This window comes from Eleftheria terrae, from assembly GCF_030419005.1.
In the GTDB taxonomy this organism is placed as follows: Bacteria; Pseudomonadota; Gammaproteobacteria; order Burkholderiales; family Burkholderiaceae_C; genus Caldimonas; species Caldimonas terrae.
In genome coordinates, this window is record NZ_CP106951.1 from 3754971 (window position 1) to 3779358 (window position 24388).

Genomic DNA, 24388 nt, shown 5'->3' on the forward strand with positions numbered 1-24388 from the left:
CGCAGGGCCTGGCCTGGCGCGACCGATGCTCACCTGGCGCGTATAGTGCGGCTCCGTCCCGTTTCCTGAACGCTTTCCGCGCAGAGCCCCATGCAGTTGGTCGATTGCACCCCCGAGCGCCATGCCGGCGCCATCCTGGACATCTTCAACGACGCCATCGCGAATTCGACCGCGCTGTACGACTACCGGGCCCGCACGCCCGAGATGATGACGGCCTGGTTCGAGGCCAAGCGGCAGGGCCGCTGGCCGGTGATCGGCATGGAGGACGAGTCCGGCGCGCTGATGGGCTTCGCCAGTTTCGGCACCTTCCGGGCCTGGCCGGCCTACAAGTACACGGTGGAGCATTCGATCTACATCCATCGCGACCATCGTGGCAAGGGCCTGGGCCGCGAGCTGCTGCAGCAGCTCATCGAACGGGCCCGCCGGCAGGAGGTGCACGTGATGGTTGGCGGCATCGACGCGAGCAACGAGGCGAGCATCGCGCTGCACCGGCAACTGGGCTTCGAGCATGCCGGCACCGTGCACCAGGCCGGCTACAAGTTCGGCCGCTGGCTCGACCTGGCCTTCTACCAGCGGGTGCTGGACACGCCGCTGCAGCCGGTGGAGGGCTGAAGCCGGCGGCGCGGCCGCTGTACCTGTCCCGGCACTGACACAGTCGGGCGGCTGTACCGGGCGGCTGTGCCTTCGCGCCCGGGCCGGGCCTGCCTATCGTGGCGACACCTGCCATGAGAGGAGCCCGCCATGACCGCCACCACGCTGACCGCCCCCGCCCCCGCGCCCGGCCGCGCCGCCCGCCTTGCCGGGCACCTGTACCAGCTGCTGCGCCAGCGCAGCATGACGCCGGAGGAGCGCTTCTTGCGCAACGCCACCGACCTGGTCGACCTGGAGCGCCGCTTGCGCTGGCTGGACCGCAGCGCCCCCATTGCGCTGGAGCAACTGCCGAGGTGAGGCCGCGGTCTTTGCCACAATCGCTTCCTCGCTGTCCCACCCCGCCGAGGCGCCCATGCTGATGCTCGACCGTCGCTCCGCCGTGCCGCTGGCCGAGCAGATCGAAGCCGGCCTGCGTGCCCTCATCGAGGCCGGCCGCCTGGCGCCGGGAGTGCGCCTGACGTCCATCCGCCAGCTGGCGGCCCAACTGGCCGTCAGCCCCAACACCGTGGTGAGTGCCTACGACCGCCTGATGGCCGATGGGGTGATCGAGTCACGCGGCACCGCCGGCTACTTCGTTTGCGAAACCGGCCCGGCCTGGGTGCACGACGGCCTGCTGGAGGCTGGCGAAGAGCAGGACGCGGTCTGGCTGGCCCAGCAGTCGCACGACCAGCCGGCCGGCGTGCTGCTGGCCAGCAGCGGCGCCTTGCCGCCGGCCTGGCTGGAGGACGCGGTGCCGGCCTCGCTGGTGCACCGGGCGCTCGCGCAGTGCGTGGGCGGCATGGCGGCGCGCTGCCCGCCACAAGGCCTGCCGGCCTTGCGCGAGCGGCTGGCGATGTTGATGCGGTCCAACGGAGTGGCGGTCGATGCCAGCCGGGTGCTGACCACCCAGGGCGGCACCCAGGCCATCGACCTGATCTGCCGGGCGCTGTTGCAGCCGGGCGACGCGGTGGTGGTGGAAGACCCGGGCTACCACCTGCTCTTCGGCCGGCTCAGGCAGGCCCGGGTGCGCATCGTGCCGGTGGCGCGCGGCCCCGAGGGGCTGGACCTGCAGCAGCTGGAGGCGGCCTGCATCGAGCACCGGCCGCGCCTGATGTTCGTGCAGAGCGTGCTGCACAACCCCACCGGCTGGAGCTGCAGCGCCGCCAACCTGCACCGGGTGCTGATGCTGGCCGAGCGGCACGACGTGCTGATTGCCGAAGACGATGCGCACGGCCAGCTGCATCCCGGGCAGCCGACCCGGCTGGCGCAACTGTCGGGCCTGGCGAGGGTGGTGTACTACTCCAGCTTCTGCAAGGTGCTGAGCCCGGCCTTGCGCATGGGCTGGCTGGCGGCCGAGCCGGAGCTGCTCAAGCCACTGCTGCGCGAGAAGATGTACTCCATCCTCACCACACCGGCGCTCAACGAGCAGGTGCTGCTGCAGGTGCTGAGCACCGGGCGCCTGCGCAAGCACATCGAGCGGCTGCAGCAGAAGCTGGGTCTCGCCCGCGTGGTGGCGGCGCGCCAGCTGCGGCAGGCCGGCATCGTGCTGGATCATCCGGCCGAAGGCGGCCTGTGGCTGTGGGGCCGGGTGCCCGACGGCGTGGACCTGGGGCTGCTGACGCGCGATGCCTACCGCAACGGCATCCTGCTGGCCGGTGGCACCACCTTCCGCGCCGAGCCCGCACCGGCCGACGGCCACCTGCGCTTCAACGTGGTCTACAGCCAGCATGTGCGGCTGGCCGAGTACCTGTCGCAGCGCCTCCAGGCGGTGCAGGCGGCCAGCGCGGCCCTGGGGCGGCTGGCCGCCGCCGGCAGCGCCTCGTCGTCCTGAGGGCCGCGGCCCGCCTCAGCCGGGGCCGATGACACCGGCCTCGCGCAGCGCCGCGATCTCGCCATCTCGGTAGCCGAGTTCGCGCAGCAGGGCGGTGGTGTGCTCGCCGGTGGACGGCGGCGGCGAGCGCAGGGGCAGGCGCTGGCCGTCGAGTGCGATCGGCAGCAAGGCGGTGTGCGTGTCGATGGCCTGGCCGGCGCTGCTGGCATCGGCCGGCAGGCGCACGGGTGCCAGGCCGCCGGTGGCGCGCAGGTGGGGGTCGTCGAACAGCGCGTCGGGCCGGGTGATGGGCGCATAAGGCAGGCCCTGGCGCTCGAAGATCGCGGCGATCTCCGCTGCACTGCGGCTGGCCAGGGTGTCGCGCAGCTGCGGCAGCAGCCAGTCGCGCGCCTGCACACGCAGGTTGTTGCTGGCAAGCCGGGGGTCGGCCTTGAGGGCCTGCAGTTCAAACGCCTCGCAGAAGAGCGCCCATTGCGTGTCGGACACCACCGCCAGGAAGATCTGCTCGCCGTCCTGCACCTGGAAGACGTCGTAGATGCCCCAGGCCGACACCCGGTTCGGCATGGGCGCCGCGGGTTGCCCGGTGACGGCGAACTGCATCATGTGCTGGGCGACCAGGAAGACGTTGTTCTCGAACAGCGCACTCTGCACTTCCTGGCCGCGCCCGGTCTTCTCGCGCTGCGCGAGGGCCGCCATCACGCCGAGCGCGCCGAACAGGCCGCCCATGATGTCGTTGACGCTCGCGCCGGCGCGCAGTGGCCGGCCCTCGGGCCCGGTCATGTAGGCCAGGCCGCCCATCATCTGCACCACCTCGTCGAGCGCCGTGCGGTGCTCATAGGGGCCGGGCAGGAAACCCTTCATCGAAACATAGACCAGCCGCGGGTTGAGGGCAGACAGCCAGGCCGGGTCCAGGCCCAGCGAAGCCATCGTGCCGGCCTTGAAGTTCTCGCTGAAGACATCGGCGCCGGCCACCAGCTTGAGCACGATCTCGCGGCCCCGTGCGTCACGGGCGTCCACGGCCAGGCTTTTCTTGTTGCGGTTGAACAGCGAGAAGAACCCGGCCCCGGCACCCAGCAGGCGGCGCGTGCCGTCACCGTGCAGGGGCTCGACCTTGATGACGTCGGCGCCGAGGTCGGCCAGCAGCAGGCCGCAGGTCGGGCCCATCACCATGTGCGTGAACTCCACCACCCGCAACCCGGCCAGGGGCAGGGTGGACCGCTCGGTGCTCATCGTTGCGGCTCCTGGGCATGGGTCGCGAAGCGGGGGGCGAGTGCGTGGGGGCGGGTCAGTGTGGCGACCGGTTCGACGGCAGTGGCTGGCAAGGGCGGGACTCCTGGACGAGGGCGATGCGGCATGCGGGCGAAGGCCGCCCGAGGCAGGCAGGTGTGGCGGCAAGGCCAGCGCTGGCCGGCTGCGTGTGGACAGCGGCCAACAGCGCCGGCCTGTGCGGGCGCGCCCGGGTGGGGCGGGGCCATCTTAATGGAGCGCCGGCAGGCCATGGTTCGGCGCGCGCGCCGCTGCCGGCAGCGGGCTCGCGGACGTGTCCGCCCTGCCATGTGCAGGAGCCGGCAGAGGACCGGCGGCGGCAAGGCAGGCCGCCCGGTGTCGACGCAGCGTGCCGCGGCCGCCTCGCACGGGCGGTGGCCGGCTCGCCCGGCAAGGGGCGCCGCCGGCTTCGATGCGGCACGCAGGCGCCGGGCCGGTTCGTCGTGCACGCCTCCTCCGGTCGACCCAAGCGTTGCGGCCACGTCGAGGCCTTGCGATGTGCGTCCTTCGGTGCGCCGGCTTCGTGGCTGATACCCAGTGCTGATACCCAGTGCTGATACCCAGTGCTCACCCGGCGCTCTTACCCGGCACTCTTACCCGGCACTCTTACCCAGCGCTGATACCCGGCGATGGTGCCTCCGTGCTCCGGCCGCGGTGCCCACGCTGCAATGCCGACTGCTGCAATGCCGAGACGGAACTGTCGACGCTGAACTGCCGCGGCTGCTGTGCGGCCACTGCCGCCAGGCGTTCACCCGCGCCGCATCGAAGGCGGCCTGCCGAGCGCCCCCCGCTCAGTGCGGTTCGCCGCTTGAATGGCTGGACTGGCCGGTGCCCCCGCTGCCGCCGCCACCGCCACCACTGCCCGGCAGGCGCGACAGCCTCAGCACCCGCCGCACCGCGGCGGCCTCGTCCTGCCCGGTGCCGCCGGGCCAGGACACCAGGTGCAGTTCACTCACCTCGGGAAGATCGGGCAGCAGCAGTTCCAGCAACCGGTCGTGCGGCGGCGGGGAGCCGCTGTCGGGCAACGGGTCGTCCATCACGATGCGGTGGTACACCCGGCCCCGGTTGTCCCGGGCTTCGACCCAGAAACAGGGATGTGGTCCGCGCTCGGGCTCGGCATGGGGGTCCGGCAGCGGCACCTGCTCGAGCCGTTGCTCGCGCACCACCCGCCATGCCTGGCCATCCCAGCCAAGGACAAGGCGGCGCACGGGGGTGGCTCGGGGTGCGGCAGGCGGTGATGGTGGGTTCTCGGCGGACATGAGCGTTCTCCTTGTGAAGAAGGTGGGACGCACTGCCGCATGCCGTGACGATGGAGCGGACCAGGGCCCCCACCCTCCTGACGCAGACACGCTGCAGCACCTAGATCGTCTTTGTTGTCTTGAGAAGCCGCTTGTGCGATCTGCGGCTTCCGTCATTGAACATCGTCGAGGGCCGCATGGGACGCTATCCCTACAAATCCCTAGTGAATACGATGCACGCGCAGCGATCTGTGCAAGCAGGCCGGCTGGCCTGGCGCAGCCGGCAGAATCGCGTCTGATGTCTCAGTTCCTAGACCCTCCTGCGCCTGCCGACAGCGAGCCGCGCCTGTGGCCGCCCACGGCCGGCATGCTGCGCCGGCTGTTCGACGCGGTGGAGCTGCAGGGGGGCCGGGCACTGGGAGGTGGTGCGGTGCATGAGCTGCAGGTGGATGCCCATGGCGCTACCGCGCGGGTGCACGGCCTGGACCATCGGCCTTACGAAGTGGCGGTGCACGCGGGCCGCGATGCGCAGGGCCGCCCGCACTACAGCGCCCGCTGCAGCTGCCGCGTCGGGCGCTTCTGCCGGCATGCGGCGGCGGTGCTGTTGCGGCTGCAGGAAGGGGCCGATGCCGAGCAGCGCGGCGCCGCCGTACAGGCGTGGGCGCAGGCGCTGCGCCTGCACGCCGACCGCGAGCAGCTGCGCCGGCTGCCGGAGCTGGATGCGGCCGATGCAGCGCGTGTGCTGGGCCTGCTGCGCGAGGCCACGGCACTGACCGATGCGCCCGATGCGCCCGATGCGCCGGCCGAGTCCCCTGCGCCCCAGGCGCCCGCGCCCACTCCGCCAGCACCGGCCGCATCGGCGCCCGCGCTGCCGGGCAGGCCAAGGACCGCTGAGGCCGAGGCCGCGCGTTTCCAGCCCCGCCTCACGCTGCAGACCCTCGGCCGGGGCGACGGCCTGCTCGGCCTGAAGCCCTCCGGTCCCTTCGGTCCCCGCGGGGACCCGGTCACCGTTGCGCGGGTCGACTGGACCTACCGGGGCAATGCGGGCTTGCGCTGGGAGACCGCGGCACCGGTGTCGGTGCTGAACAGCCGGCCGCCAGCGGTCGAGCGGGTTCCCGGGCCGCAGGGCCGGCCGGTGTGGCTGCAGCGCGACCGGGCCGCCGAGGCCGATGCGATGGATCGCCTCTGGGCCACCGGCCTGCTGCCGCTGCCCGCGCAGCTGCTGCAATGGCGCAGCCGCGAGGCGGGCGAGGGCTGCGGGCCGCTGTGGACGCTGACGCAGGAAGAACGATTCGGCGATTTCTGGGCCGAGCAGGTGCCGGCCTTGCGGGCCGCGGGCTGGTCAGTGGTGGTCTGCCCCGGCTTCGCGCATGAGAGCGTGCCGGTGACGGCTTGGCGGCTGGTGGTCGATGCCGACAGCGGCGAGGTGCTGGGCAAGGAGATCGACGGGCCCGCCGCGGCGCCTCGTCGCACCGTGCAGGCCCTGCGCCTGCCGGGGCGCACCGGCTCCTGGCTGGTGACTTTGGGCATCGAGGTGGACGGCCAGCGGATGGACCTGGCGCCGCTGCTGGCCGACCTGCTGGCGCGCGACACGCGCTGGCTGGACGCATCCCGCATCGCCGCCATCGACGACCAGGCCGTGGTGCTGCTGCGTGCGCCGGGGGGGCGACGCATCGAGGCGCCGGCTGCGCCGCTCAAGGCCATCGTCGGCGCCATGGTGGACCTGCTGACCGACCCGCAGCGTCGCGATGGACCCTTGCGGCTGTCGCCCTGGGACATGCATCGCCTGGAAGCGCTGCAGCAGGGCCTGCTGGACGCGCCGGCCGGGGCCGCTGCAGGAGGCTGGCAGCTGCAGGGCGAGGCCGGGCTGCTGGCGCTGGCGCGTCGCCTGCAGCACAGCGGCAGCCCGCGGCCGGTGGCGCCGCCGGCCGGGCTGGGCCTGTCGCTGCGGCCCTACCAGCGCGAAGGCCTGGCCTGGCTGCAATACCTGCGCGAGCAGGGGCTGGCCGGCATCCTGGCCGACGACATGGGGCTGGGCAAGACCGCACAGGCCCTGGCCCATGTGCTGCTGGAGCGCGAGGCCGGCCGGCTCGACCGGCCAGCCCTGGTGGTGCTGCCGACCTCGCTGCTGTTCAACTGGCAGGCCGAGGCGGCCCGCGTGGCGCCCGGCCTGCGCGTGCTGGCCCTGCAGGGGCCGCAGCGGGCGCTCGGTTTCGAGGCCATCGCCCGCCACGACCTGGTGCTCACCACCTACCCGCTGCTGTGGCGCGACCTCGAGGTGCTGCAGGCGCAGCCGTTTCACCTGTTGATCCTCGACGAGGCGCAATCGGTGAAGAACCCGGCCAGCCGCAGCGCACGGGCCTTGCGCCAGCTGCAGGCGCGCCATCGGCTGTGCCTCACCGGCACGCCGCTGGAAAACCACCTTGGCGAGCTGTGGGCGCACTTCGACTTCCTGATGCCTGGCTTCCTGGGCGATGCACGCAGCTTCGCCCGCCAGTGGCGCAAGCCCATCGAAGTGAATGGCGAGACCCTGCGTGCGCGCTTGCTGGCGCAGCGCGTGCGGCCCTTCATCCTGCGCCGGCGCAAGCAGGACGTGGCCAGCGAGCTGCCCCCCAAGACCGAAGTGATCGAGCGGATCCAGCTGCAGGGTCGCCAGCGCGACCTGTACGAGAGCGTGCGGGTGGCGGCGGACGAACTGGTGCGTCGGGCCCTGGCGCGCCAGGGCTTCGCGGGGGCGCAGATCAGCATCCTCGACGCCCTGCTGAAGTTGCGCCAGGTCTGCTGCGATCCGCAGCTGGTGAAGGGCGCGGCCCTGCCGCCCGGCATGGAGCGGGCCAAGCTGGAGCGGCTGCTGGAGATGCTGCAGGAGCTGGTCGCCGAAGGCCGCCGCGTGCTGGTGTTTTCACAGTTCACCGAGATGCTGTCGCTGATCGAGGCCGAGCTGGATCGCCTGCGGCTGCCCTGCCTGGTGCTCACCGGCGAGACGCCGGCGGCCGAGCGGGGCGAGCGGGTGCGGCGCTTCCAGGCGCGCGAGCGGCCGGTAATGCTGGTGAGCCTGAAGGCCGGTGGCGTCGGGCTCAACCTCACGGCGGCCGACACGGTGATCCACTTCGACCCCTGGTGGAACCCTGCCGTCGAGCAGCAGGCCACCGATCGGGCGCACCGCCTCGGGCAGGACCAACCGGTGTTCGTCTACAAGCTGGTGGTGGAAGGCAGCATCGAGGAGCGCATGCTCGAATGGCAGGCCCGCAAGGCCGCACTGGCCGAGGGCGTGCTGGGGCAGGACAGCGAGGGCGCCACCAAGTTCAGCGCCGAAGAACTGCAGGCCCTGCTGGCGCCGCTGCGGTCGCCGCAGTGAACCGGCGGTGGCGCCGGCATGCGGCGGCGCGCCACCGGGCCGGCTGCCATGCGGCCATGGCCGGCCGGGCTGGGGCCCGGCCTCCCGGGTGGCTCGTCTCATCGCGGCGTGCCAGCCAGGCCACGCCACTCCGCACTGCACTGCAGCCAGCCGGCAGCTCCTCTATATTGAGGCCCACCGCCCGCGGCGCCGCCGGCGGTGCACCTTGATGGAGAACCCGATGCTGTCCCCCTTGTCCTCCCGTCGCCGCCTGCTGCGCAGTGCGGCTGTCCTGCTGGCCTCGCTGGGGCTGCTGCCCGCCGTGCAGGCGCAGAGCTGGCCGCAGCGGCCGGTCACGCTGGTGGTGCCGTTCCCGCCCGGCAGCGCCACCGATGTGCTGGCCCGCGTGCTGGCCGAGCAGATGACGCGCAGCCTGGGCCAGCCGGTGATCGTCGAGAACAAGGCGGGTGCCAACGGCATGATCGGCACCGCCATGGCCGCCAAGGCGGCGCCTGACGGACACACCCTGCTGGTGGCGACCAGCACCACCCACGCGGCCAATGCCTCGCTCTACCGGCGCCTGTCCTACGACCCGATCAAGGACTTCACGCCGGTGACCCGGCTCGCGCAGATTCCCTTCGTGATGTTGGCCAACCCGCAGGTGCCGGCGCAGACCGCGGCTGCGCTGGTGGCGCATGTGCGCCAGAACCCGGGCAAGCTGGCCTGGGGGTCGGGCTCGAGCGGCAGCCTGATCCCGGGCCATGCCTTCGTGACCGCCAACCGGCTCGACATGCTGCACGTGCCCTACAAGGGCGTGCCGCCGGCCATCATGGACGCGGTGGGGGGCAGCATCCAGCTGGTGTTCGGCGACCTGTCCACCGCGGTGCCGCAGGTCAAGGGCGGCAAGCTGCGGGCACTGGCGGTCACTTCGGCGGCGCCGCACCCGATGCTGCCCGGCATCCCGCCGTTGTCCAGCGTGGTGCCGGGCTTCGAGATGACGGCCTGGTTCGCGCTCTATGCCCCGGCCGGCACGCCGCCGGCGCTCGTGCAAAAGATCAACCAGGCCGCCGCGGCCGGCCTGCGCAGCCCCGCCGCGCAGCAGAAGCTGGCGCCCGGCGGCTTCGAGGTCACGGTCGGCACGCCGGAGGAGCTCGGGCTGTTCGCGGCGAAGGAAACGGTCAAGTGGGCCAAGGCGGTGAAGCAGGCCGGCATTGCGCCGGAGTGAGCCGGCGCAGGGGCGGCTGGCGGTGCGCCGGCGGCCGCCGTGCCGGGCCGCTGCCGTGGCCTTCTTCACGGCATGGCGGCTTTCGCCGCAGCGCGGCGGCGCCAGGTGTCGGCTTGTGCCTTCCCCTGGCCTGCCGAAGGCGGCTAGGATGGGGCCTGCATGCGCGCTGGCCGCTTCGGCGCGCTTCCATCCAACCGCTGCGTACCACCCATGTTCGAGAAGCTGCTTGCCGGCACTGTCCTGGCCGTCTGCCTGGTCCTCCTGCTTCGCATGCTGATGGGCGAGCGGCGGCGCCAGCGCATGGATGCGGCGCTGCGCCCGCTGCAACAGCGCCTTCGCAGCTGGGCGCACTCGCTGCGCCAGCGGCGTGCGCGGCCGCAGCCGGACGCGGCCCGGGTGGCCGAGGAAGCCATCGAGCGGGCCCGTCGCGGCAGCTGGAACGGCAACGTCTACACGCCCAAGTCCTTCAAGCGCCCGACCAAGCACTGAGCCCGGGGCTCAGGCGGCAGGCTCCGACAGGATCTGCCGCAGCGCGCGCTCGAACACCTCGGGCGGCTGGCCGCCCTGGATCAGGTGGCGGTCGTTGATGATCACCGCCGGCACCGAGCTGATGCCGTTCTCGAGCCACTGGCTTTCGGCTTCCCGCACTTCCCTGGCATAGGCGCCGCTGTCCAGCACCTCGCGGGCGCGTGCGATGTCCAGGCCGGCAAGCCCGGCCGCGCGCACCAGCACTTCGACGTCGCCCGGGTTCTCGCCTTCGGTGAAGTAGGCAGCGAACAGGGCGTGCTTCAGTTCACGCTGGCGGCCTTCCAGGCCGGCCCAGTGCAGCAGGCGATGCGCATCGAAGGTGTTGTAGATGCGGTCACGCTTGTCCATCCGGAAGGTGAAGCCCACCGCTTCGCCGCGCGCGCGGATCTGCTCTCGGGTGCGTTCGCTCTGCTCGGCACTGGCGCCGTACTTCTGCGCCAGGTGCTCGGTGATCTCCTGGCCCTCGGGTCCCATCTGCGGGTTCAGCTCGAAGGGCTGGAAGTGCCAGTCGACCTCCACCGGGCCGGGCAGGCGCTCGAGGGCCTGCTCCAGCGAGTGCAGGCCGATGGCGCACCAGGGGCAGGAGATGTCGGAAACGAAATCGATCTTCATGGGAGGCCGCAGAGGATGGGTCAAGCCCGACAGGTGAGGGCGCCTGCCGGGCTTGCAAGGCACCGGCGCGGCGATCGTCCGGCTTGCAGGCGGGGCGCGGCCACGACCATGGCCATGGCCACTCGCCAGCCCTACATCCCCACCGCATACGCCACTGCCGCGCTCAGCGCGAGCCCCAGCAGGTAGCGCGGCCAGCCGAGCCGGCGCTGCACCAGCGACACGCCCAGCCAGACGGCGCCGAGCATGAACAGCAGCGGGCTTTTCAGCGTCACCGCCAGCTTCACCAGCAGGCCCACCTGCAGCAGGTAGCGCCACCAGGAGATGGGCGGCAGCTTGTCCTGCGGGGCCGCTGGCGGCGTGGCGACTGCGCTGTCGGCCGGCTTGCGCAGGTCGATCGCGCCGCGGCCGGCGACCGGGGTGGCCGGCGCCTCGACGGGCCGGCCTTCGCGCTCGGCACGCTGGCGGGCCAGGCGCTCGTCCCGCCGGGCCTTGATCTGGCCGGCCGTCAGCTGCAGCACCGGTTCGGGCCGCGGCGCCGGCTGCCACCAGGCGGCTCCACTGGCGCGCGGTGGCGCCTCGCCGCGGGCGGCATGCTGCCGGAACATTTCCGGGGCCCTGGCGGCCGGGCGCGCGGCCGTGGGCAGCGCCCGGGCCTGGGCCAGCAGCGTCGCCCCCTGGCGCGGGTTCACCATCTGCACGAACTGCGCATAACCCAGCAGGCGCTCGCGGGTGGCCGGCTCGCCTTGCCAGCGGGCGCTGTCCAGCCCGCCGGTGTGGGCGCGGTGCAGCGCCGCCCGCAGGGCCCGCCGCTGCTCGCGCGAGGCGGCGGGCTGCTGGTTCACGACCACGCCCGTCACCTCCTGGCGGCTGCCGGCGCGCATCACCCGCTGCTTGTCGGGATGTGGCACGAAGCCTTCGTCCTCGAGCACGTGGTGCACCTGTCGCAGCAGCCGGCCGACCGACTGCGCAGCCTCGCCCGAGGCCGAGAAGGTCAGGTCGTCCGCATAGCGGGTGTAGGCAAAGCCAAGCTTGCGGGCCAGCCCGGCCAGGCGCCGGTCGAGCTTGCGGCACAGGATGTTGGTCAGCATGGGGCTGGTCGGCGCGCCCTGTGGCAGCACGCGGTCGCGGCCCTTGCCGCCGACGTAGAAGCGCTCGCCGTCCACCTGCAGCTCGTCACAGGCGTTCTCGCTGCACAGCAGGGCCAGCACGCTGGCCACGTCCTCGCCATAGCCCAGGCCGGCAAAGACGCCCTTGATGCGCGGGTAGCCGATGCTCGGGAAGAAGTCCTTCAGGTCCAGGTTGATCACCACCGTCTGGCCGCAATGCGGCGCGGCGTTGGAGACGATGTTGCGGCCCGCAAGGAAGCCGTGCGCCGCCTCGTGGCAGGGCACCTTGGCCAGCAGCTGGTCCAGCACCCAGTACTGGGCGCGCTTGAGCCGCGGCATGGGCGCCGAGATGATGCGCTCGCCGCCGGTCTTCTTCGGCAAGGCGAAGCGCCGGTAGTGGGTGGTGCGGGCCACCTCGCGGTGGAAGCTCAGGAACTTCAGCTCCGCCAGGCTGATGCCCATCGCCTCGGCCAGCGCCTGCGGTGTCTGCAGCTCGGGCAGCCCGTGGCGGCGCAGCTTCTCGCGGGCCGCATCGTCCAGGCCCTGTGGCTGCAGGCCGCCCGACACCCCTGCGCCCAGGTAGCCGGCCTGCTGCTGGCGCGCCTGGTGCCAGCGCAGCGCCCGTTCATGGCGGCGCCGCTCACGCGCCTGGGCGGTGGCCTCGCGGCGCTCGCGCGCGCGCGCCATGCGCTCCTGGCGCATGGCCTTGAGTGCGCGTTGCGGGTCGCCCTTTTCGTGCAGCTCCGCCTGCAGCTGGTTCAGCGCCTGCGCCAGCTCGGCCTCGCGCTCGATCAGTGTCGCCTCGATGCCGGGCGGCCCGCTGTCGGCCGGCCAGAAGCCCAGGCGCTGCATCTCGGCCAGCACGACCGCGTCCTTGCTGGAGGCCTCGATGCGTTCGAGCAGTTCGGCTCGGGTGGGTTGCCGCTCGCTCATGGCCGGCCTCCTTGCGAGGCCGAAGCGGCGTGAGAAGGGAGTGCAGCGCGTTTCTCGTCGAAGAGCCCAACGGGCTTGCAGGACGGGGGCTGTCCACTCGACGCCGCGCGTCCCCTGGTGTGCACTTGCGCTTGAGGCAAGCCATACCGGCAGTGCACACCAGGGGACAGCGCGGCACAGTGAAGACGGCACCCGTGGCGCATGGAACGGCGGTTGGCAGGGGCGGCGAAACACCGCCCGGGTTGCAAGAGCCAACGCGCTGCACTCCCTCTCAGTTTAACCATAAAGTTCACATCGCCTCCTTCGTGGAGGCGCTCTGCAGTGCCTGCATGTCGTTGAGCCGGGGCTGCGCCACCTGGCGCAGCGCGAGCATGTGGGCGCAGGGGCCGCGCCGCAGGCGGTTCTGTTGGTGGAAATTGCAGGTGCAGCGGCCGTCGCGCAGCCGCAGGTCGGCGTCGAGCTGCAGCAGCGGTGCCAGTGGCCGGCCGTGGTCCTTCACGGTGCCGGTGATCTGCAGCCCGCTGCCCACCGCCTGGATCTCGCCCAGCCGCACGCCGCCGGCATGCACCAGCTCCAGCGCGGCGCTTTCCTCCGGGCTGCTGAAGCGCAGCTGCTCCAGCGGCAGCGGCTCGCGCGACAGTTCGCGCCAGGCATAGCGGCGCGCCGGCAGGTCGTAGACCGCGCGGCCCGCCTGCACCCACAGCGCCAGCGCGGCCTGCACGTCCGCCTCGTGCAGCCCGCTGTCGCGTGCCAGCTCGGCCGGCGTGGCCTGCCAGGCGGCCTGCAGCGCGCTGCCGATGCGGTGCTTGGTGGCATCGGCCACCGTGTGGCGCGGCTGCAGCAGGTCGAAGCGGCCGGCGGCCGACCAGTCGTTGGCGGTCCAGCCCGACAAACCGAGCGTGACGGTGATGTCGTCCATCTCGATGACCCAGAAGCTCGGCATGCCGCTGCCCAGCAGGTGCACCCGCACCCGGGTGGCCAGTGCGATCAGCCGCTCCAGCACCAGCAGCCGGCGCCGGCCCCACAGCCGCACGGTGCTCGGCCCGGCCAGCGGCGGGCCGACGACGCTGCTGCGGCGCGCCTGCAGCGCCAGCCCCCAGGGCTCGAACACCAGGGTGGCCGGTGCGCCGGGCCGCAGTTCGAAGCGCAGCGAGCGCGGGCCGGCACGCTCCTTGTGCTGGCGCAGCGTGGCGCAGATGTTATGCAGGTCCATCGGATGCAGCTCCAGCACGGTGGCCGGTAGCGTCATCGCGCTGGACACCTGCAGGAAGCCGCGCACCCAGCTGTCGGGCAGGTCGATCTTCTCCTCGTGGAAGGCCGGGTCGTCGCCGCTGGCCACCGTGAAGCCTGCCGGCTCCACCGTGAAGCGGGTGGCCTTGTAGCTGCGGATCTTCTGGAACTCCTCGAACAGGCTGGCGGAGTAGTCGATGTTGGTGGTGCCGCAGGCCATCTCGCCAGTGCGCTCGAAGACGTCGTGCTTGACGCTGACGGCGCAATAGCTCGACTCGTCCTGGCTGAAGGCCTCGAACAGCAGGCGGTCGGGGTGCACGGTGATGACTGGGTCGAGCACGTACCAGGCGTCGCGGTTGGCCTGGTACAGCCAGTCGAAGTAGCGCTGCCGTGCCTGGTAGAACGGCCGCAGCAGCGTCTGCTTGCGGCTGCGCAGCTGCTTCAGCTCCTCGCTGACCTCGCGCAGGTGTGCGGCCAGTGTGTCGGCCTGCTGCATGAATTGGGCGAGCAGGCCGCTTTCATTGCCGGCCAGCCATTCCCGGTAGGCGCGCAGGTCGCGGCCGCGATAGCGCTGGTCGCTCACCACCACCGCATGCAGCGCCGACAGCGCCTCGCGAAAGCACAGGTGGGCGCTGGAGTCGCGCCGCAGCGTGCCTTCGAACCAGGTGGGCGGGCGCAGCGTGTCGGGCGCGAAGCTGAAGGACTGGGCCGTGTCGCTGCCGTCCACCGAGGTGCTGCCGAAGTACTTGTAGCGGAATTCCATGTCGGGCGGGCCTCAGCGAGGCAGGGGCGCGGGGCGCGTCCATTGCAGGAAGGGCAGCTCGATCTGCGGATGCCGGGCGGCGATGTCGCGCAGGCCGGCAATGAACTGCGGCTTGTCGGTGAGGCTGGCGGTGACCACCTGGCGCGCGAAGATCTCGGCCACCACTGCGGCGGTCTCGGGGGCGCCGACCTGGCGGCGCAGGAAGTCGATCACCCGGGTCTTGGCGGCGCGGGCCCGGTGCACCTGGCTCAGCACGGTGAGGAAATAGGGCTTGAGCGCCCGCAGCTGCTGCGCCAGCCGGGCCGGGTCGCCGCTTGGCAGCTCCAGCAGCCACTGCGTCACGAACAGCTGCACCTGGATGCCCGGGTGCTGGCTGAGCCGGCTCAGGCACAGGCTCGCCTCGCCGGCGTCCATGCGGCGCACCAGCCGGGCGCGGCCCAGGGCTTGCAGCCACTCCTGTGGATGGTCGATCCAGGCGATCAGCAGCTCCACGCTGAGCGACTCGTCCGGCAGCCGCTCGCCGAACAGTGCCTGGCCCCAGGCCCGGGCGTCGTCGAACAGGGTGTCGGCGACCGGCAGCAGCTCGGCCGCCTGCCCGGCGCTCGGGCGACCCAGGCGGCGCAGGGCGTCGTCGATGGCCTGCATGGCCCAGCGGCGCACCGACACGTCGGCATGCCGGGTCAGCGTGGCGAGCTGCTTCAGGCTGAAGTCACCGGCCTCGCGCGCCGCCAGGGCCCAGGCGCCGTAGCGCTGGGCGCCGGCGCTGCGGGCCTGCAGCGCGCGCCAGACGCTGGCCGGGTCGCGCGCCGGCGCCTGCGGCGCGAGCGGGCCGGTCAGCAAGCGCAGGATGTCGTCATGCACGCCTTCGGCCGGCTCCGCACTGAACAGCCGTACGTGCAGCGGCTCGGCCAGCTGGCGGGCCAGGTCGGCGTCCTGCATGGCCAGGCGCTGCAGGGCCGGCGCCACCGCGGCGCGGATCGCGGCATGCGGGTGCACCGCCAGTTCGGACAGCAGCCCGAGCTGGCCGCGCAGCAGGCGGTCGGGCAGGGCGGCCAGCAGGCGCACGCCCTGGGCGCGCCGCGCGGGATCGGCATCGGCCAGCAGGCCGGTCAGCGTGGCGGCGGGCACCCGGGAAGCGCCATCGGGCAGCTTCAGCAGCCAGCTGACGGCCAGCCGGACCAAGCTGGTGGCCGGGTGGCCCAGCAGGCACAGCAGGGGTTCGCTGCGGGTGCGGGCCAGTTGCTCGGCAGCCGGCGCGAGGCGGTCGCCGAGCAGGGCTTCGATCAGCGTGGCGCTGTCGTCCAGGCCGGGGGCGCCGGGGTCGGCGGCCAGCAGGGCGTTTTGCAGCTCGGCCAGCAGCGGCTCCGCGGCGGCCAGCAGGGCCAGGCCACGACCCTGGCCGCGCAGGCGCTCGTCGGCGCTCAGCAGCAGGGCCACCGCGAGGTCGGCATGGAGGCTGTAGCGCGCCGGGTCGGCCGCCAGCCGCATCAGCACGAAGTCGCGCGCCGGGGCATGGGGGCTGCGCGCCAGCAGCTTGAGCCAGGGCAGCTCGGCGGCGCTGTCCTGCCCGCTGTCCTGCAGCCGGATGCGCACCGCCTCGAAGCCGAGCGCTGCAATGGCGGCATGGCGGCTGCCCAGCAGGCCTTCGAGCTGCGGCGGCGCCAGGCGCGTGATGAAGTCGGCGTGGTCCTGCAGGGCCCGCGCCACCACCGACAGCACCAGCGCGCTGCGGCCCTGCAGGGCCAGCGTCAGCAGTGCCTCGGGATGGGCATCCCACATGGCACGCAGGCCCTCGCTGCGCTGCGGCATGGCCGTGCCGGTGGGCAGCGGCTGCGACGTCCACCAGCGGTGCGCGCGTTCACTGCGCTGCACCGGCTCGGGATGGGTCGCCAGCAGCAGCTTGGGCACCAGCAGCCAGCCGGCGCTGGGGGCGTAATGGCGCCGCACTTGCGTGTAGCGGCCGTCGACGTGGTGCCAGCGGCTTTCCTCGCGGGCCGGTGGCAGTTCCGCATCGTCCAGCTGCAGCAGCATCGCCACCGCAAGCGCCGGCGCCTGCGTGTGCTCCAGCGCGGCGAGCCGGCGCAGCTGGCGCCAGCCACGCCGGCGCAGGTAGTCGCGCGTGCGGCTGCCGTAGGCGAGGCGGGAGCCCGCCATGGCCATCTCGGCACGCACCGGCGTGTTCACCCAGCGCTGCGTGTCGGGCGCGAAGAAGCCGTAGCTGCCGCTGCCGCCATGGTTGTGAAAGTTGGCCGGCGTGTTCTCGAAGCGGGCATGCAGCACCGCCAGCACGGCGGTGTCGTGGCGGATCTCGGCGGCCTTGTACAGGTGCCGCACCGCCTGGAAGAAGCCGGCCTTCAGCGGCAGCACCTTCAGCAGGCGCAGCAGGGCCGCATGGCGGGCCGGCTGCGCCAGCGCCAGGTCGTACCAGGGCGGCAGCAGATCGGTCCAGCCCTGGCCTCGAGTGGCCAGGCGGTGCTGGAGCGCGGCGAGCTGTTCCTCGGCCGGGGCCTCGGGGTGCATGAGGTCTTGCCAGTCCGGCAGCAGGGCGGCGGCGCGGGCCTCGCGCTCGGTCGGCGCCAGCAGCAGCCACCACGCCTGGTGCGCAGCCCGGCGGGTGGCCGGCGTGCGGCCGCGGCGCGACAGCTCGGCCATGGCCTCGCCGGCGCCGGCATCGCCAAGGCGGGCGATCGCCACCGCCAGGCAGAGGTCGAGCAGGTCCTTGCCGCTGCCCAGCAAGTCCACCAGCCGCGGCACCAGGGCGCGCAGCGCCTGCTGGCCGGCCTCGGCCGCGCGGCCGGCATCGACGCATTCGGCCAAGCGCCAGGCCGTGCGGGCCTGGTGGGCCGGCGGCAGCAGCTTCCAGCGGTCGGGCTGGAAGCGGGCCACCAGGGCCGCCAGGCGCGCAGAGACCGGGGCTGGCGTGGCCGCCGGGGGCGCCGCCGGACGCGGCACAAGGGGTGGGGGCACCGCGGCCAGTAGCTCGTCGAAGCCGTCCTGGCGCAACAGCTCGTCGCCTGCGGCCAGGCGGCGTTGCAGGAAATCGAGCGCACGGCGGCGGGCCTCGGCCAGCGAGACGGGGGCGACGGTCAGCGAGGCGTCCTGCAGTTCGCTCAGGGCGCCGCTGCCGCTCAGCAAGCCGCGGCGCACGGTGACGAGGCAGCGAGCCTCGGCGGGCTGGTCCAGCTCGATCAGCTCGACCGTGCTTTGCTGCGCGCGCGGCTGCCGGCGGACGACACTCGCGGAAGCGATCTTTTTCATGCGACCCTCAGGTATGTCGGCGAGGCGTCCCGCGCCCCGGCTCGTCCGCCGCGGCCCTGCGGGCCGGGCGGCAGGCCGCATCGTACCGGGTGTGGCCGCCCGCCTGCCGGCCGGGCCCCCAATCGGGGGAGCCGCCGGACCCTGCGCGGCACCGCGATCCGGGGGGACGCGCCGCTGCCTTGCGCCGCGACAATCCGCTCACATCGCCCTGCTGCCCCCCCATGCCCGTCTTCTTCCGGCCGTTCACGACCTCACCACTTGCCTCCTGGTGCGGCGCGCTGGCGCTGGTCTGCTGTGCCGCCGGCCTGCCGGTGGCCGCGGTGGCCGGCGAGCCATCCGCCGCCGGGGCCCGCGACACGCCGGAAGAGGTGCTGATCGCCGTGCTGCGCACCGAGGCTCAGACCTACGAACACGGCGACGGCGTGCCGCGCGACGGCGGCAAGGCGGCCGAGCTCTACTGCGAGGCGGCCCGCCTGGGCGACGCCGAATCGCAGTTCAGCCTGGGCTGGATGTACACCAACGGCCGGGGGGTGGAGCGCAGCGATGCGACGGCGGCGTTCTTCTTCCATGCCGCGGCCGAGCAGGGCCATGAACAGGCGCAGCGCATGTTGCAGGCGGTGGGCGGCCCGCCGACGGAGGTGCCCGATTGCATGCGGGTCGCCGCGCCGGCCGCGCCACGGCTGCCCGGCCCGGCCGCCCGCACCGCAGCTGCGGCCCGCCTCCCGGCGGCGGCGCCGCGCCGGGTGGTGGAGCTGGTGAACCGCATGGCGCCGCAATACCGGGTCTGGCCGCAGCTGGCGCTGGCCATCATCGAAGCCGAGTCGAACTTCGACACCGTGGCGCTGTCGCCGCGCCATGCCAAGGGCCTGATGCAGCTGATTCCGGAAACGGCGGCCCGCTTCCAGGTGCGCAACCCCTACGACCCGGCGGAGAACATCCGCGGCGGCCTGGCCTACTTGCGCTGGCTGCTGGCCTACTTCGAGGGGGACGTGGCACTGGTGGCGGCCGCCTACAACGCCGGCGAAGGCACGGTGGAGCGCTACCGCGGCGTGCCGCCGTATGCCGAGACGCGAGCCTACGTGCGCCGCATCCTGGCCGCGGTAGGCGAAACGGTGCACCCTTTCGACGCCGAGGCGGCCCGGCCGTCGCCCGCGCTGCGGCGCATCCGCGACGGCGAGGCGCTGCAGCGCCGGCCCTGAGCCGGGCCGCGGCCGCATTTGCGGCGAGGGCTCACAGCCGCACTTCGCGGTGCTCGCCCATGTCGTGCGGGCGCTGGCCGGTCATGGCGGCCTTGGCCATCTTGAAGAGCTGGACCATCTTGCTGCTCTCTACATCCCAGTACTCGGCATGGTCGATGTGCACCGCCAGCAAGGCGACGTCGGGGTCGTCCGGGCCGTTCGGGAACCAGGCCTGGGTGGCGGTGTTCCACAGCTCCTGCTTGCGGGCCGCGTCATCCGACAGGCGGGCAAAGCCGGCCAGCGAGATGTAGCGGTCCTTGTCGGGCGAGGCGTAGGCCACGTTCACCGCGCCGTCGTCGCGCAGGTCGGCCGCCAGCTCGCTGCTGCGCGAGATGAAGAACCACAGCACCGCGCCCTCGTCGATGGAGCGGTTCTGGGTGGTCAGGGGGCGGGAGCGCAGCTGGCCGTCGTTGTGGCGGGTGGTGACCATCGCGAAGCGGATGTCGCGGATCATGTCCCACAGGCGCTCCTGCGGGGAGGTGTCGTTCAGCAGAGCCATATCGCTTGCTTCTCCGTGATGAATGAAGGCAGGCGCCCGCGGCAGCCGCGCCAGGCGGGCGGCCGCGGGCGGCGGGTTCAGGCCATGGGGGTGGGCATCACCGGCGGCTCGTGCACCGGCACCGGGTTGTCCGGCGGTGGCGGATCGCTCACCGGCGGGGCCGGTATGTCCGGGCCGGGCGGCGGCACCTCCGGCGGGGCCGGAGGCGGGCTGGGCACCGTCGGCGGCAGCGGCGGATCGGTGTGCGCCTGCAGCGCGTCCGCCGCCGTGCCCCGGGTGTCAGTGGCGGCGATGAAGGGCATCCTTCACCTGCTCCTTGGCGTCGCCGTAGTCGGCCTGCAGGTCACCCGCGTTCTTCTGCACGCGGCCCTTGGCCTCGAGGCTGTGGTTGTCAGTGGCCTGGCCGGCCACTTCCTTGACCTTGCCCTTCGCTTCTTCCATCCGGCCCTTCACTTGATCTCGGTTCATGGCGAGTCCTTTCTTCAAAGTTGACACAGCCGTACGGGACAGGTGCCCCGCGTCGACAGCTTCACTTTGCCCGCCGCGGCGCGCCCTGCCTGTCGGCCGGGGAGCTCGGCAGGCGTAGGACAAATGCCCACAGCGCGCCGCGGCTGCGGCGGCGCCGGCCTGGCGCTGCGTGCTAGGCGAGCGCTTGGTCGAGCACCTCGATCCAGTGCTTCACCGGGGTCTGGGTGCCGGTCTGCAGGTGCTGGATGCAGCCGATGTTGGCCGACACGATCGCCTGTGGCTGGTGCGGCAGCAGTTGCGACAGCTTGCGGTCGCGCAGGCGGTAGGCGATGTCCGGCTGCAGCACCGAATACGTGCCGGCCGAGCCGCAGCACAGGTGCGCCTCGCCCACCGCCAGCTCCACCTCGAAGCCCAGTTCGCGCAGGCCCGCCTCGACACCGCCGCGCAGCTTCTGGCCATGCTGCAGCGTGCAGGGCGGGTGGAAAGCCAGCTTCGGCAGCGGGCCTGCCGCCGACGAGCGGTGCAGCTGCTGGCGCAGGGCCGGCAGCAGCTCGGGCAGCAGCTCCGAAAGGTCGCGCGTCAGCGCGCCAATGCGCTCGGCCTTCTCGGCATAGGCCGGATCGTGCCGCAGGTGGTGGCCGTAGTCCTTCACCGTGACGCCGCAGCCGGAGGCATTCATCACGATGGCCTCGACACCGCCGCGCACCACCACCGGCCACCAGGCGTCGATGTTGCGGCGCATGTCGTCGAGGCCGCCTTCGGTGTCATTCAGGTGGGTGCGGATGGCGCCGCAGCAACCGGCCTCGTCCGCCACCAGCGTCTGGATGCCGGCGGCGTCCAGCACGCGGGCGGTGGCGCTGTTGATGTTGGGCATCATGGCCGGCTGCACGCAGCCGGTCAGCATCAGCACCTTGCGGGGATGGTCGCGCGTCGGCCACAGGTGGGCACGGCCGCTGCGGTCGCTCGCCGGCACCTTGTGCTTCAGCGCTGCAGGCAGCAGCGGGCGCACCGCCTGGCCGAGCTTCATCGCCGGTGCGAACAGCGGCGAGGTGAGGCCTTCCTTCAGCGCCGTGCGCAGCGCCCGTTCCATGCGCGGGCGCGGCACTTTTTCCTCGACGATCTTGCGGCCGATGTCGACCAGGCGGCCGTACTGCACCCCCGAAGGGCAGGTGGATTCGCAGTTGCGGCAGGTCAGGCAGCGGTCCAGGTGCAGCTGGGTGCTGCGGGTCACCGGCTCGCCTTCGAGCACCTGCTTCATCAGGTAGATGCGCCCGCGCGGGCCATCGAGCTCATCGCCCAGCAGCTGGTAGGTGGGACAGGTGGCGGTGCAAAAGCCGCAATGGACGCAGCTGCGCAGGATGGCCTGCGCCTCCTCGCCTTCGGGCGTGTCCTGGAACTCGGGAGCGAGATGGGTCTGCATGGTGGGGTGTCCCCGGGCTCACAGGCCGGGGTAGAGCCGGCCGGGATTGAACAGCTGTTGCGGGTCGAAGGCCTTCTTCAGCTCGCGGTGCAGGCGGTCCAGCGGTGCCGGCAGCGGCGCAAAGACGCCCTGGCGCTGCTCGCTGCCACGGAACAGCGTGGCATGGCCGCCAGCGGCCCGTGCGGCGTCGCGCACCGCTGCGGCCGGCGCCGCCGTGCACAGCCAGCGCTGGCCCCCGCCCCATTCCAGCAATTGCTCGCCGGAGAGCTGCAGCGGCGCGGCCGTGGGCGCCACCGACAGGCGCCACAGGCTGGCGCCGCCATCGACCGCCGTTTGTGCCTGCAGGAAAAACTCGTCGCGCTGGTCGCGCAGGCCGTCCCAGAAGTCGGCGGCCGCCTCGGGCGGCACCCGCTCGCCACCGAGCTTGCGCAGCGCCGCCTGCACCGCGGCATGCGCGCCGCTCAGCCGCAGCACCAGCATGCCGCTCCACCAGGCACTGGCATGCAGCGGCAGCGGCTGGCCGGCCCACTCATTGACCCGGCGGATGGCGGTGGCCTGGTCCATCTCGAAGCGCACGGTCGCACTCGCGGGGGCCACCGGCAGGACCTTGAGCGACACCTCCAGGATCACGCCGAGCACGCCCATCGAGCCCGCCAGCAGGCGCGAAACGTCGTAGCCGGCCACGTTCTTCATCACCTGCCCGCCGAAGCTGAGCACCTCGGCCCGGCCGTTCAGCAAGGTGGCGCCCAGCACATAGTCGCGCACCGCGCCCACCGCCGCGCGGGCCGGGCCCGACAGCCCGGCGGCCACCATGCCACCGACGGTGCCGCCCTCGGCGTAGCGCGGCGGCTCGAACGGCAGGCACTGGCCTTTCTCGGCGAGCGCCGCTTCCAGCTCCGCCAGCGGCGTGCCGCAGCGGGCCGTGACCACCAGCTCGGTCGGTTCGTAGCTGGAGATGCCGGCCAGCGGCCGCACGTCGAGCGGCTCGGCGTCCTCGCCGGGTTCGCCGTAGAAGGCCTTGGTGCCGCCCGCCTGGATGCGCAGGCGCCGGCCTTCCGCGGCGGCGGCACGGACGCGCTCGACGAGCGCCTGGAGTTCGGGGGAAGACGGGAAACTGCTCACGGAAAGCGCCTGGAGGTTCGGTCTCGGGGTCGGCGCGCTCAGAAGCGCTCCAGCTCGGGGAAAGGCAGCAGGCCCTTGCGGACGTGCATCTTTCCGTACTCGGCGCAACGATGCAGCGTCGGGATCACCTTGCCGGGATTCAGCAGGCCGGCAGGATCGAAGGCCCGCTTGAGCGCCAGCATCTGCTCGCGCTCCTCGGGCGAGAACTGCACGCACATCGAGTTGAGCTTCTCGATGCCCACGCCATGCTCGCCGGTGACGGTGCCGCCGAGCGCGACGCTGGTTTCCAGGATGTCGGCGCCAAACAGCTCGCAGCGGTGCAGCTGGTCCGGGTCGTTGGCATCGAACAGGATCAGCGGATGCAGGTTGCCGTCGCCGGCGTGGAACACGTTGGCGCAACGCAGGCCGTACTTCTTTTCCATCCCGGCGATGGCGAGGAGGATGTCGGCCAGCTTCTTGCGCGGAATGGTGGAGTCCATGCACATGTAGTCGGGGCTCATGCGCCCACTGGCCGGGAAGGCGTTCTTGCGGCCGCTCCAGAACTTCAGGCGCTGCGCCTCGTCGCGGCTGACCTCGACCCGGGTCGCGCCGGCCGCCACCAGCACGTCGACCATGCGGCCGATCTCCTCCTGCACCTCCTCCGGCGTGCCGTCGCTCTCGCACAGCAGGATGGCCTCGGCCGCGAGGTCATAGCCGGCATGCACGAAGTCCTCGACGGCGGCCGTCATGGGCTTGTCCATCATCTCCAGCCCGGCCGGGATGATGCCGGCGGCGATGATGTCAGCCACCGCCTGGCCGGCCTGGCGGATGTCGTCGAAGCTGGCCATGATGCAGCGCGCCAGCAGCGGCTTGGGCACCAGGCGCACGGTGACCTCGGTGACCACACCCAGCATGCCCTCGCTGCCGACGAACACCGCCAGCAGGTCCAGCCCCGCCGCGTCGAGCGCATCGGCGCCCAGCTCCAGCGGCTCGCCGGCCACCGTGTAGCCGCGCACCTTCAGCACGTTGTGCAGCGTCAGGCCGTACTTCAGGCAGTGCACGCCGCCGGAGTTCTCGGCCACGTTGCCGCCGATGGTGCAGGCGATCTGGCTGCTGGGATCCGGCGCGTAGTAGAGACCGTAGGCGGCTGCGGCCTCGCTGATGGCGAGGTTGCGCACGCCGGCCTGGACCACCGCGGTGCGGGCATGCGCATCGAGCTGCAGGATCTTGTTGAAGCGCGCCAGGCTCAGCGTCACGCCCAGCCGGTGAGGCAGGGCGCCGCCGCTGAGGCCGGTGCCGGCCCCCCGGGCGACCACCGGCACGCCGAGCTGGTGGCACACGCGCAGCACGGCCGCCACCTGCGTTTCGGTGTCCGGCAGGGCCACCGCGAGCGGCAGCTCGCGGTAGGCGGTCAGGCCGTCGCATTCATAGGGGGTGGTGTCCTCGCGGCGCCACAGCAGCGCGGAGTCGGGCAGGACGCCGCGCAGCGCCCGCACCACCTCGGCTTGCCGCTCGCGCAGCCCGGCCTCGGCGGGGGACGCCGTGCCGGAGTCGAGGCTCGGGGGCTGCACCGCCTCGGGGGCATTCATCGATGTGTCTCCTCTGGGGGCTGTCCGGCCGCAGCGCGAAAGTCGGCAAGGGCGGCTGACGGCGGGGCAGCCGTCGTGCGGCCTTCGTGGCGCGGCTCTGGTGGTGCGACTGTACC

Annotated in this window: 18 protein-coding genes and 1 pseudogene; 7 read left to right on the top strand and 12 right to left on the bottom strand. The window is 72.5% G+C overall.

Annotation, left to right across the window (positions count from 1 at the left end; genetic code table 11):
• The first annotated feature begins 90 nt into the window (after positions 1 to 90).
• The 3 genes from N7L95_RS16660 to N7L95_RS16670 all read left to right on the top strand — a co-directional run bounded on the left by N7L95_RS16660 (position 91) and on the right by N7L95_RS16670 (position 2461).
• Entirely contained in the window at positions 91 to 612 is a 522-nt protein-coding gene (locus N7L95_RS16660; protein WP_301256381.1) for a GNAT family N-acetyltransferase, read from the top strand.
• A 129-nt stretch (positions 613 to 741) separates the two neighbouring features.
• A complete protein-coding gene (locus tag N7L95_RS16665) occupies positions 742 to 948 on the top strand; it encodes a DUF3563 family protein (RefSeq protein WP_301256383.1) in 207 nt (68 codons plus the stop codon).
• 55 nt (positions 949 to 1003) lie between these two features.
• Positions 1004 to 2461 (top strand): aminotransferase-like domain-containing protein, encoded by a 1458-nt coding sequence (locus N7L95_RS16670; RefSeq protein ID WP_301256384.1) that lies wholly within the window; start codon positions 1004 to 1006, stop codon positions 2459 to 2461.
• 27 nt (positions 2462 to 2488) lie between these two features.
• Here N7L95_RS16670 and N7L95_RS16675 read toward each other — a convergent pair.
• Positions 2489 to 3691: pseudogene (locus N7L95_RS16675) on the bottom strand (CaiB/BaiF CoA transferase family protein); the annotation flags it as partial.
• A gap of 827 nt (positions 3692 to 4518) precedes the next feature.
• Complete coding sequence (locus N7L95_RS16680; protein WP_301256386.1) at positions 4519 to 4986, bottom strand: hypothetical protein; 468 nt, start codon at positions 4984 to 4986, stop codon at positions 4519 to 4521.
• Between the two features lie 277 nt (positions 4987 to 5263).
• On the opposite strand from N7L95_RS16680, the gene N7L95_RS16685 reads away from it, so the two are divergent.
• The 3 genes from N7L95_RS16685 to N7L95_RS16695 all read left to right on the top strand — a co-directional run bounded on the left by N7L95_RS16685 (position 5264) and on the right by N7L95_RS16695 (position 10016).
• Positions 5264 to 8323 carry a DEAD/DEAH box helicase gene (locus tag N7L95_RS16685; protein ID WP_301256387.1) on the top strand — a complete coding sequence of 1020 codons (3060 nt, stop codon included), beginning with the start codon at positions 5264 to 5266 and terminating at the stop codon, positions 8321 to 8323.
• A 220-nt stretch (positions 8324 to 8543) separates the two neighbouring features.
• On the top strand, positions 8544 to 9527 hold the full coding sequence (locus N7L95_RS16690; RefSeq protein WP_301256388.1) for a Bug family tripartite tricarboxylate transporter substrate binding protein: 984 nt from the start codon (positions 8544 to 8546) through the stop codon (positions 9525 to 9527).
• A 210-nt stretch (positions 9528 to 9737) separates the two neighbouring features.
• On the top strand, positions 9738 to 10016 hold the full coding sequence (locus tag N7L95_RS16695) for a hypothetical protein (RefSeq protein ID WP_301256389.1): 279 nt from the start codon (positions 9738 to 9740) through the stop codon (positions 10014 to 10016).
• 9 nt (positions 10017 to 10025) lie between these two features.
• Here N7L95_RS16695 and N7L95_RS16700 read toward each other — a convergent pair whose 3' ends face one another.
• The 4 genes from N7L95_RS16700 to N7L95_RS16715 form a co-directional block, all read right to left on the bottom strand.
• Positions 10026 to 10667 carry a DsbA family oxidoreductase gene (locus N7L95_RS16700; RefSeq protein ID WP_301256390.1) on the bottom strand — a complete coding sequence of 214 codons (642 nt, stop codon included), beginning with the start codon at positions 10665 to 10667 and terminating at the stop codon, positions 10026 to 10028.
• A gap of 131 nt (positions 10668 to 10798) precedes the next feature.
• Positions 10799 to 12706 carry a reverse transcriptase family protein gene (locus tag N7L95_RS16705; protein WP_301256391.1) on the bottom strand — a complete coding sequence of 636 codons (1908 nt, stop codon included), beginning with the start codon at positions 12704 to 12706 and terminating at the stop codon, positions 10799 to 10801.
• Positions 12707 to 12995: 289 nt separating this feature from the next.
• Complete coding sequence (locus N7L95_RS16710) at positions 12996 to 14699, bottom strand: SWIM zinc finger family protein (RefSeq protein ID WP_301256392.1); 1704 nt, start codon at positions 14697 to 14699, stop codon at positions 12996 to 12998.
• A 12-nt stretch (positions 14700 to 14711) separates the two neighbouring features.
• Positions 14712 to 17957, bottom strand: coding sequence for a hypothetical protein (locus tag N7L95_RS16715; RefSeq protein WP_301256393.1), 3246 nt, complete (start codon positions 17955 to 17957; stop codon positions 14712 to 14714).
• Between the two features lie 221 nt (positions 17958 to 18178).
• On the opposite strand from N7L95_RS16715, the gene N7L95_RS16720 reads away from it, so the two are divergent.
• Positions 18179 to 19156 (top strand): transglycosylase SLT domain-containing protein, encoded by a 978-nt coding sequence (locus tag N7L95_RS16720; RefSeq protein ID WP_301256394.1) that lies wholly within the window; start codon positions 18179 to 18181, stop codon positions 19154 to 19156.
• A 31-nt stretch (positions 19157 to 19187) separates the two neighbouring features.
• Here N7L95_RS16720 and N7L95_RS16725 read toward each other — a convergent pair whose 3' ends face one another.
• The 6 genes from N7L95_RS16725 to N7L95_RS16750 form a co-directional block, all read right to left on the bottom strand.
• Positions 19188 to 19694 carry a pyridoxamine 5'-phosphate oxidase family protein gene (locus N7L95_RS16725; RefSeq protein ID WP_301256395.1) on the bottom strand — a complete coding sequence of 169 codons (507 nt, stop codon included), beginning with the start codon at positions 19692 to 19694 and terminating at the stop codon, positions 19188 to 19190.
• A gap of 77 nt (positions 19695 to 19771) precedes the next feature.
• The gene (locus N7L95_RS16730) at positions 19772 to 19996 is read right to left on the bottom strand and encodes a hypothetical protein (RefSeq protein ID WP_301256396.1); all 225 of its coding nucleotides are present in this window, start codon (positions 19994 to 19996) and stop codon (positions 19772 to 19774) included.
• Positions 19974 to 20162: a CsbD family protein gene (locus N7L95_RS16735; RefSeq protein WP_301256397.1), complete on the bottom strand. Its 189-nt coding sequence runs from the start codon at positions 20160 to 20162 to the stop codon at positions 19974 to 19976. Before N7L95_RS16735 ends, N7L95_RS16730 begins: the two co-directional genes overlap by 23 nt.
• Positions 20163 to 20334: 172 nt before the next feature.
• Positions 20335 to 21582 carry a glycolate oxidase subunit GlcF gene (gene glcF, locus N7L95_RS16740; RefSeq protein WP_301256398.1) on the bottom strand — a complete coding sequence of 416 codons (1248 nt, stop codon included), beginning with the start codon at positions 21580 to 21582 and terminating at the stop codon, positions 20335 to 20337.
• An 18-nt stretch (positions 21583 to 21600) separates the two neighbouring features.
• Positions 21601 to 22704, bottom strand: coding sequence for a glycolate oxidase subunit GlcE (gene glcE, locus N7L95_RS16745; RefSeq protein ID WP_301256399.1), 1104 nt, complete (start codon positions 22702 to 22704; stop codon positions 21601 to 21603).
• 38 nt (positions 22705 to 22742) lie between these two features.
• The gene (locus N7L95_RS16750; protein WP_301256400.1) at positions 22743 to 24272 is read right to left on the bottom strand and encodes an FAD-linked oxidase C-terminal domain-containing protein; all 1530 of its coding nucleotides are present in this window, start codon (positions 24270 to 24272) and stop codon (positions 22743 to 22745) included.
• Positions 24273 to 24388 lie beyond the last annotated feature (116 nt).

Excerpts from the sequence above, each read along its gene's own strand:
- N7L95_RS16660 (WP_301256381.1), top strand. The coding sequence starts at position 91 with ATGCAGTTGGTCGATTGCACCCCCGAGCGCCATGCCGGCGCCATCCTG.
- N7L95_RS16665 (WP_301256383.1), top strand. The coding sequence starts at position 742 with ATGACCGCCACCACGCTGACCGCCCCCGCCCCCGCGCCCGGCCGCGCC.
- N7L95_RS16670 (WP_301256384.1), top strand. The coding sequence starts at position 1,004 with ATGCTGATGCTCGACCGTCGCTCCGCCGTGCCGCTGGCCGAGCAGATC.
- N7L95_RS16680 (WP_301256386.1), bottom strand. The coding sequence starts at position 4,986 with ATGTCCGCCGAGAACCCACCATCACCGCCTGCCGCACCCCGAGCCACC.
- N7L95_RS16685 (WP_301256387.1), top strand. The coding sequence starts at position 5,264 with ATGTCTCAGTTCCTAGACCCTCCTGCGCCTGCCGACAGCGAGCCGCGC.
- N7L95_RS16690 (WP_301256388.1), top strand. The coding sequence starts at position 8,544 with ATGCTGTCCCCCTTGTCCTCCCGTCGCCGCCTGCTGCGCAGTGCGGCT.
- N7L95_RS16695 (WP_301256389.1), top strand. The coding sequence starts at position 9,738 with ATGTTCGAGAAGCTGCTTGCCGGCACTGTCCTGGCCGTCTGCCTGGTC.
- N7L95_RS16700 (WP_301256390.1), bottom strand. The coding sequence starts at position 10,667 with ATGAAGATCGATTTCGTTTCCGACATCTCCTGCCCCTGGTGCGCCATC.
- N7L95_RS16705 (WP_301256391.1), bottom strand. The coding sequence starts at position 12,706 with ATGAGCGAGCGGCAACCCACCCGAGCCGAACTGCTCGAACGCATCGAG.
- N7L95_RS16710 (WP_301256392.1), bottom strand. The coding sequence starts at position 14,699 with ATGGAATTCCGCTACAAGTACTTCGGCAGCACCTCGGTGGACGGCAGC.
- N7L95_RS16715 (WP_301256393.1), bottom strand. The coding sequence starts at position 17,957 with ATGAAAAAGATCGCTTCCGCGAGTGTCGTCCGCCGGCAGCCGCGCGCG.
- N7L95_RS16720 (WP_301256394.1), top strand. The coding sequence starts at position 18,179 with ATGCCCGTCTTCTTCCGGCCGTTCACGACCTCACCACTTGCCTCCTGG.
- N7L95_RS16725 (WP_301256395.1), bottom strand. The coding sequence starts at position 19,694 with ATGGCTCTGCTGAACGACACCTCCCCGCAGGAGCGCCTGTGGGACATG.
- N7L95_RS16730 (WP_301256396.1), bottom strand. The coding sequence starts at position 19,996 with ATGCCCTTCATCGCCGCCACTGACACCCGGGGCACGGCGGCGGACGCG.
- N7L95_RS16735 (WP_301256397.1), bottom strand. The coding sequence starts at position 20,162 with ATGAACCGAGATCAAGTGAAGGGCCGGATGGAAGAAGCGAAGGGCAAG.
- glcF (WP_301256398.1), bottom strand. The coding sequence starts at position 21,582 with ATGCAGACCCATCTCGCTCCCGAGTTCCAGGACACGCCCGAAGGCGAG.
- N7L95_RS16750 (WP_301256400.1), bottom strand. The coding sequence starts at position 24,272 with ATGAATGCCCCCGAGGCGGTGCAGCCCCCGAGCCTCGACTCCGGCACG.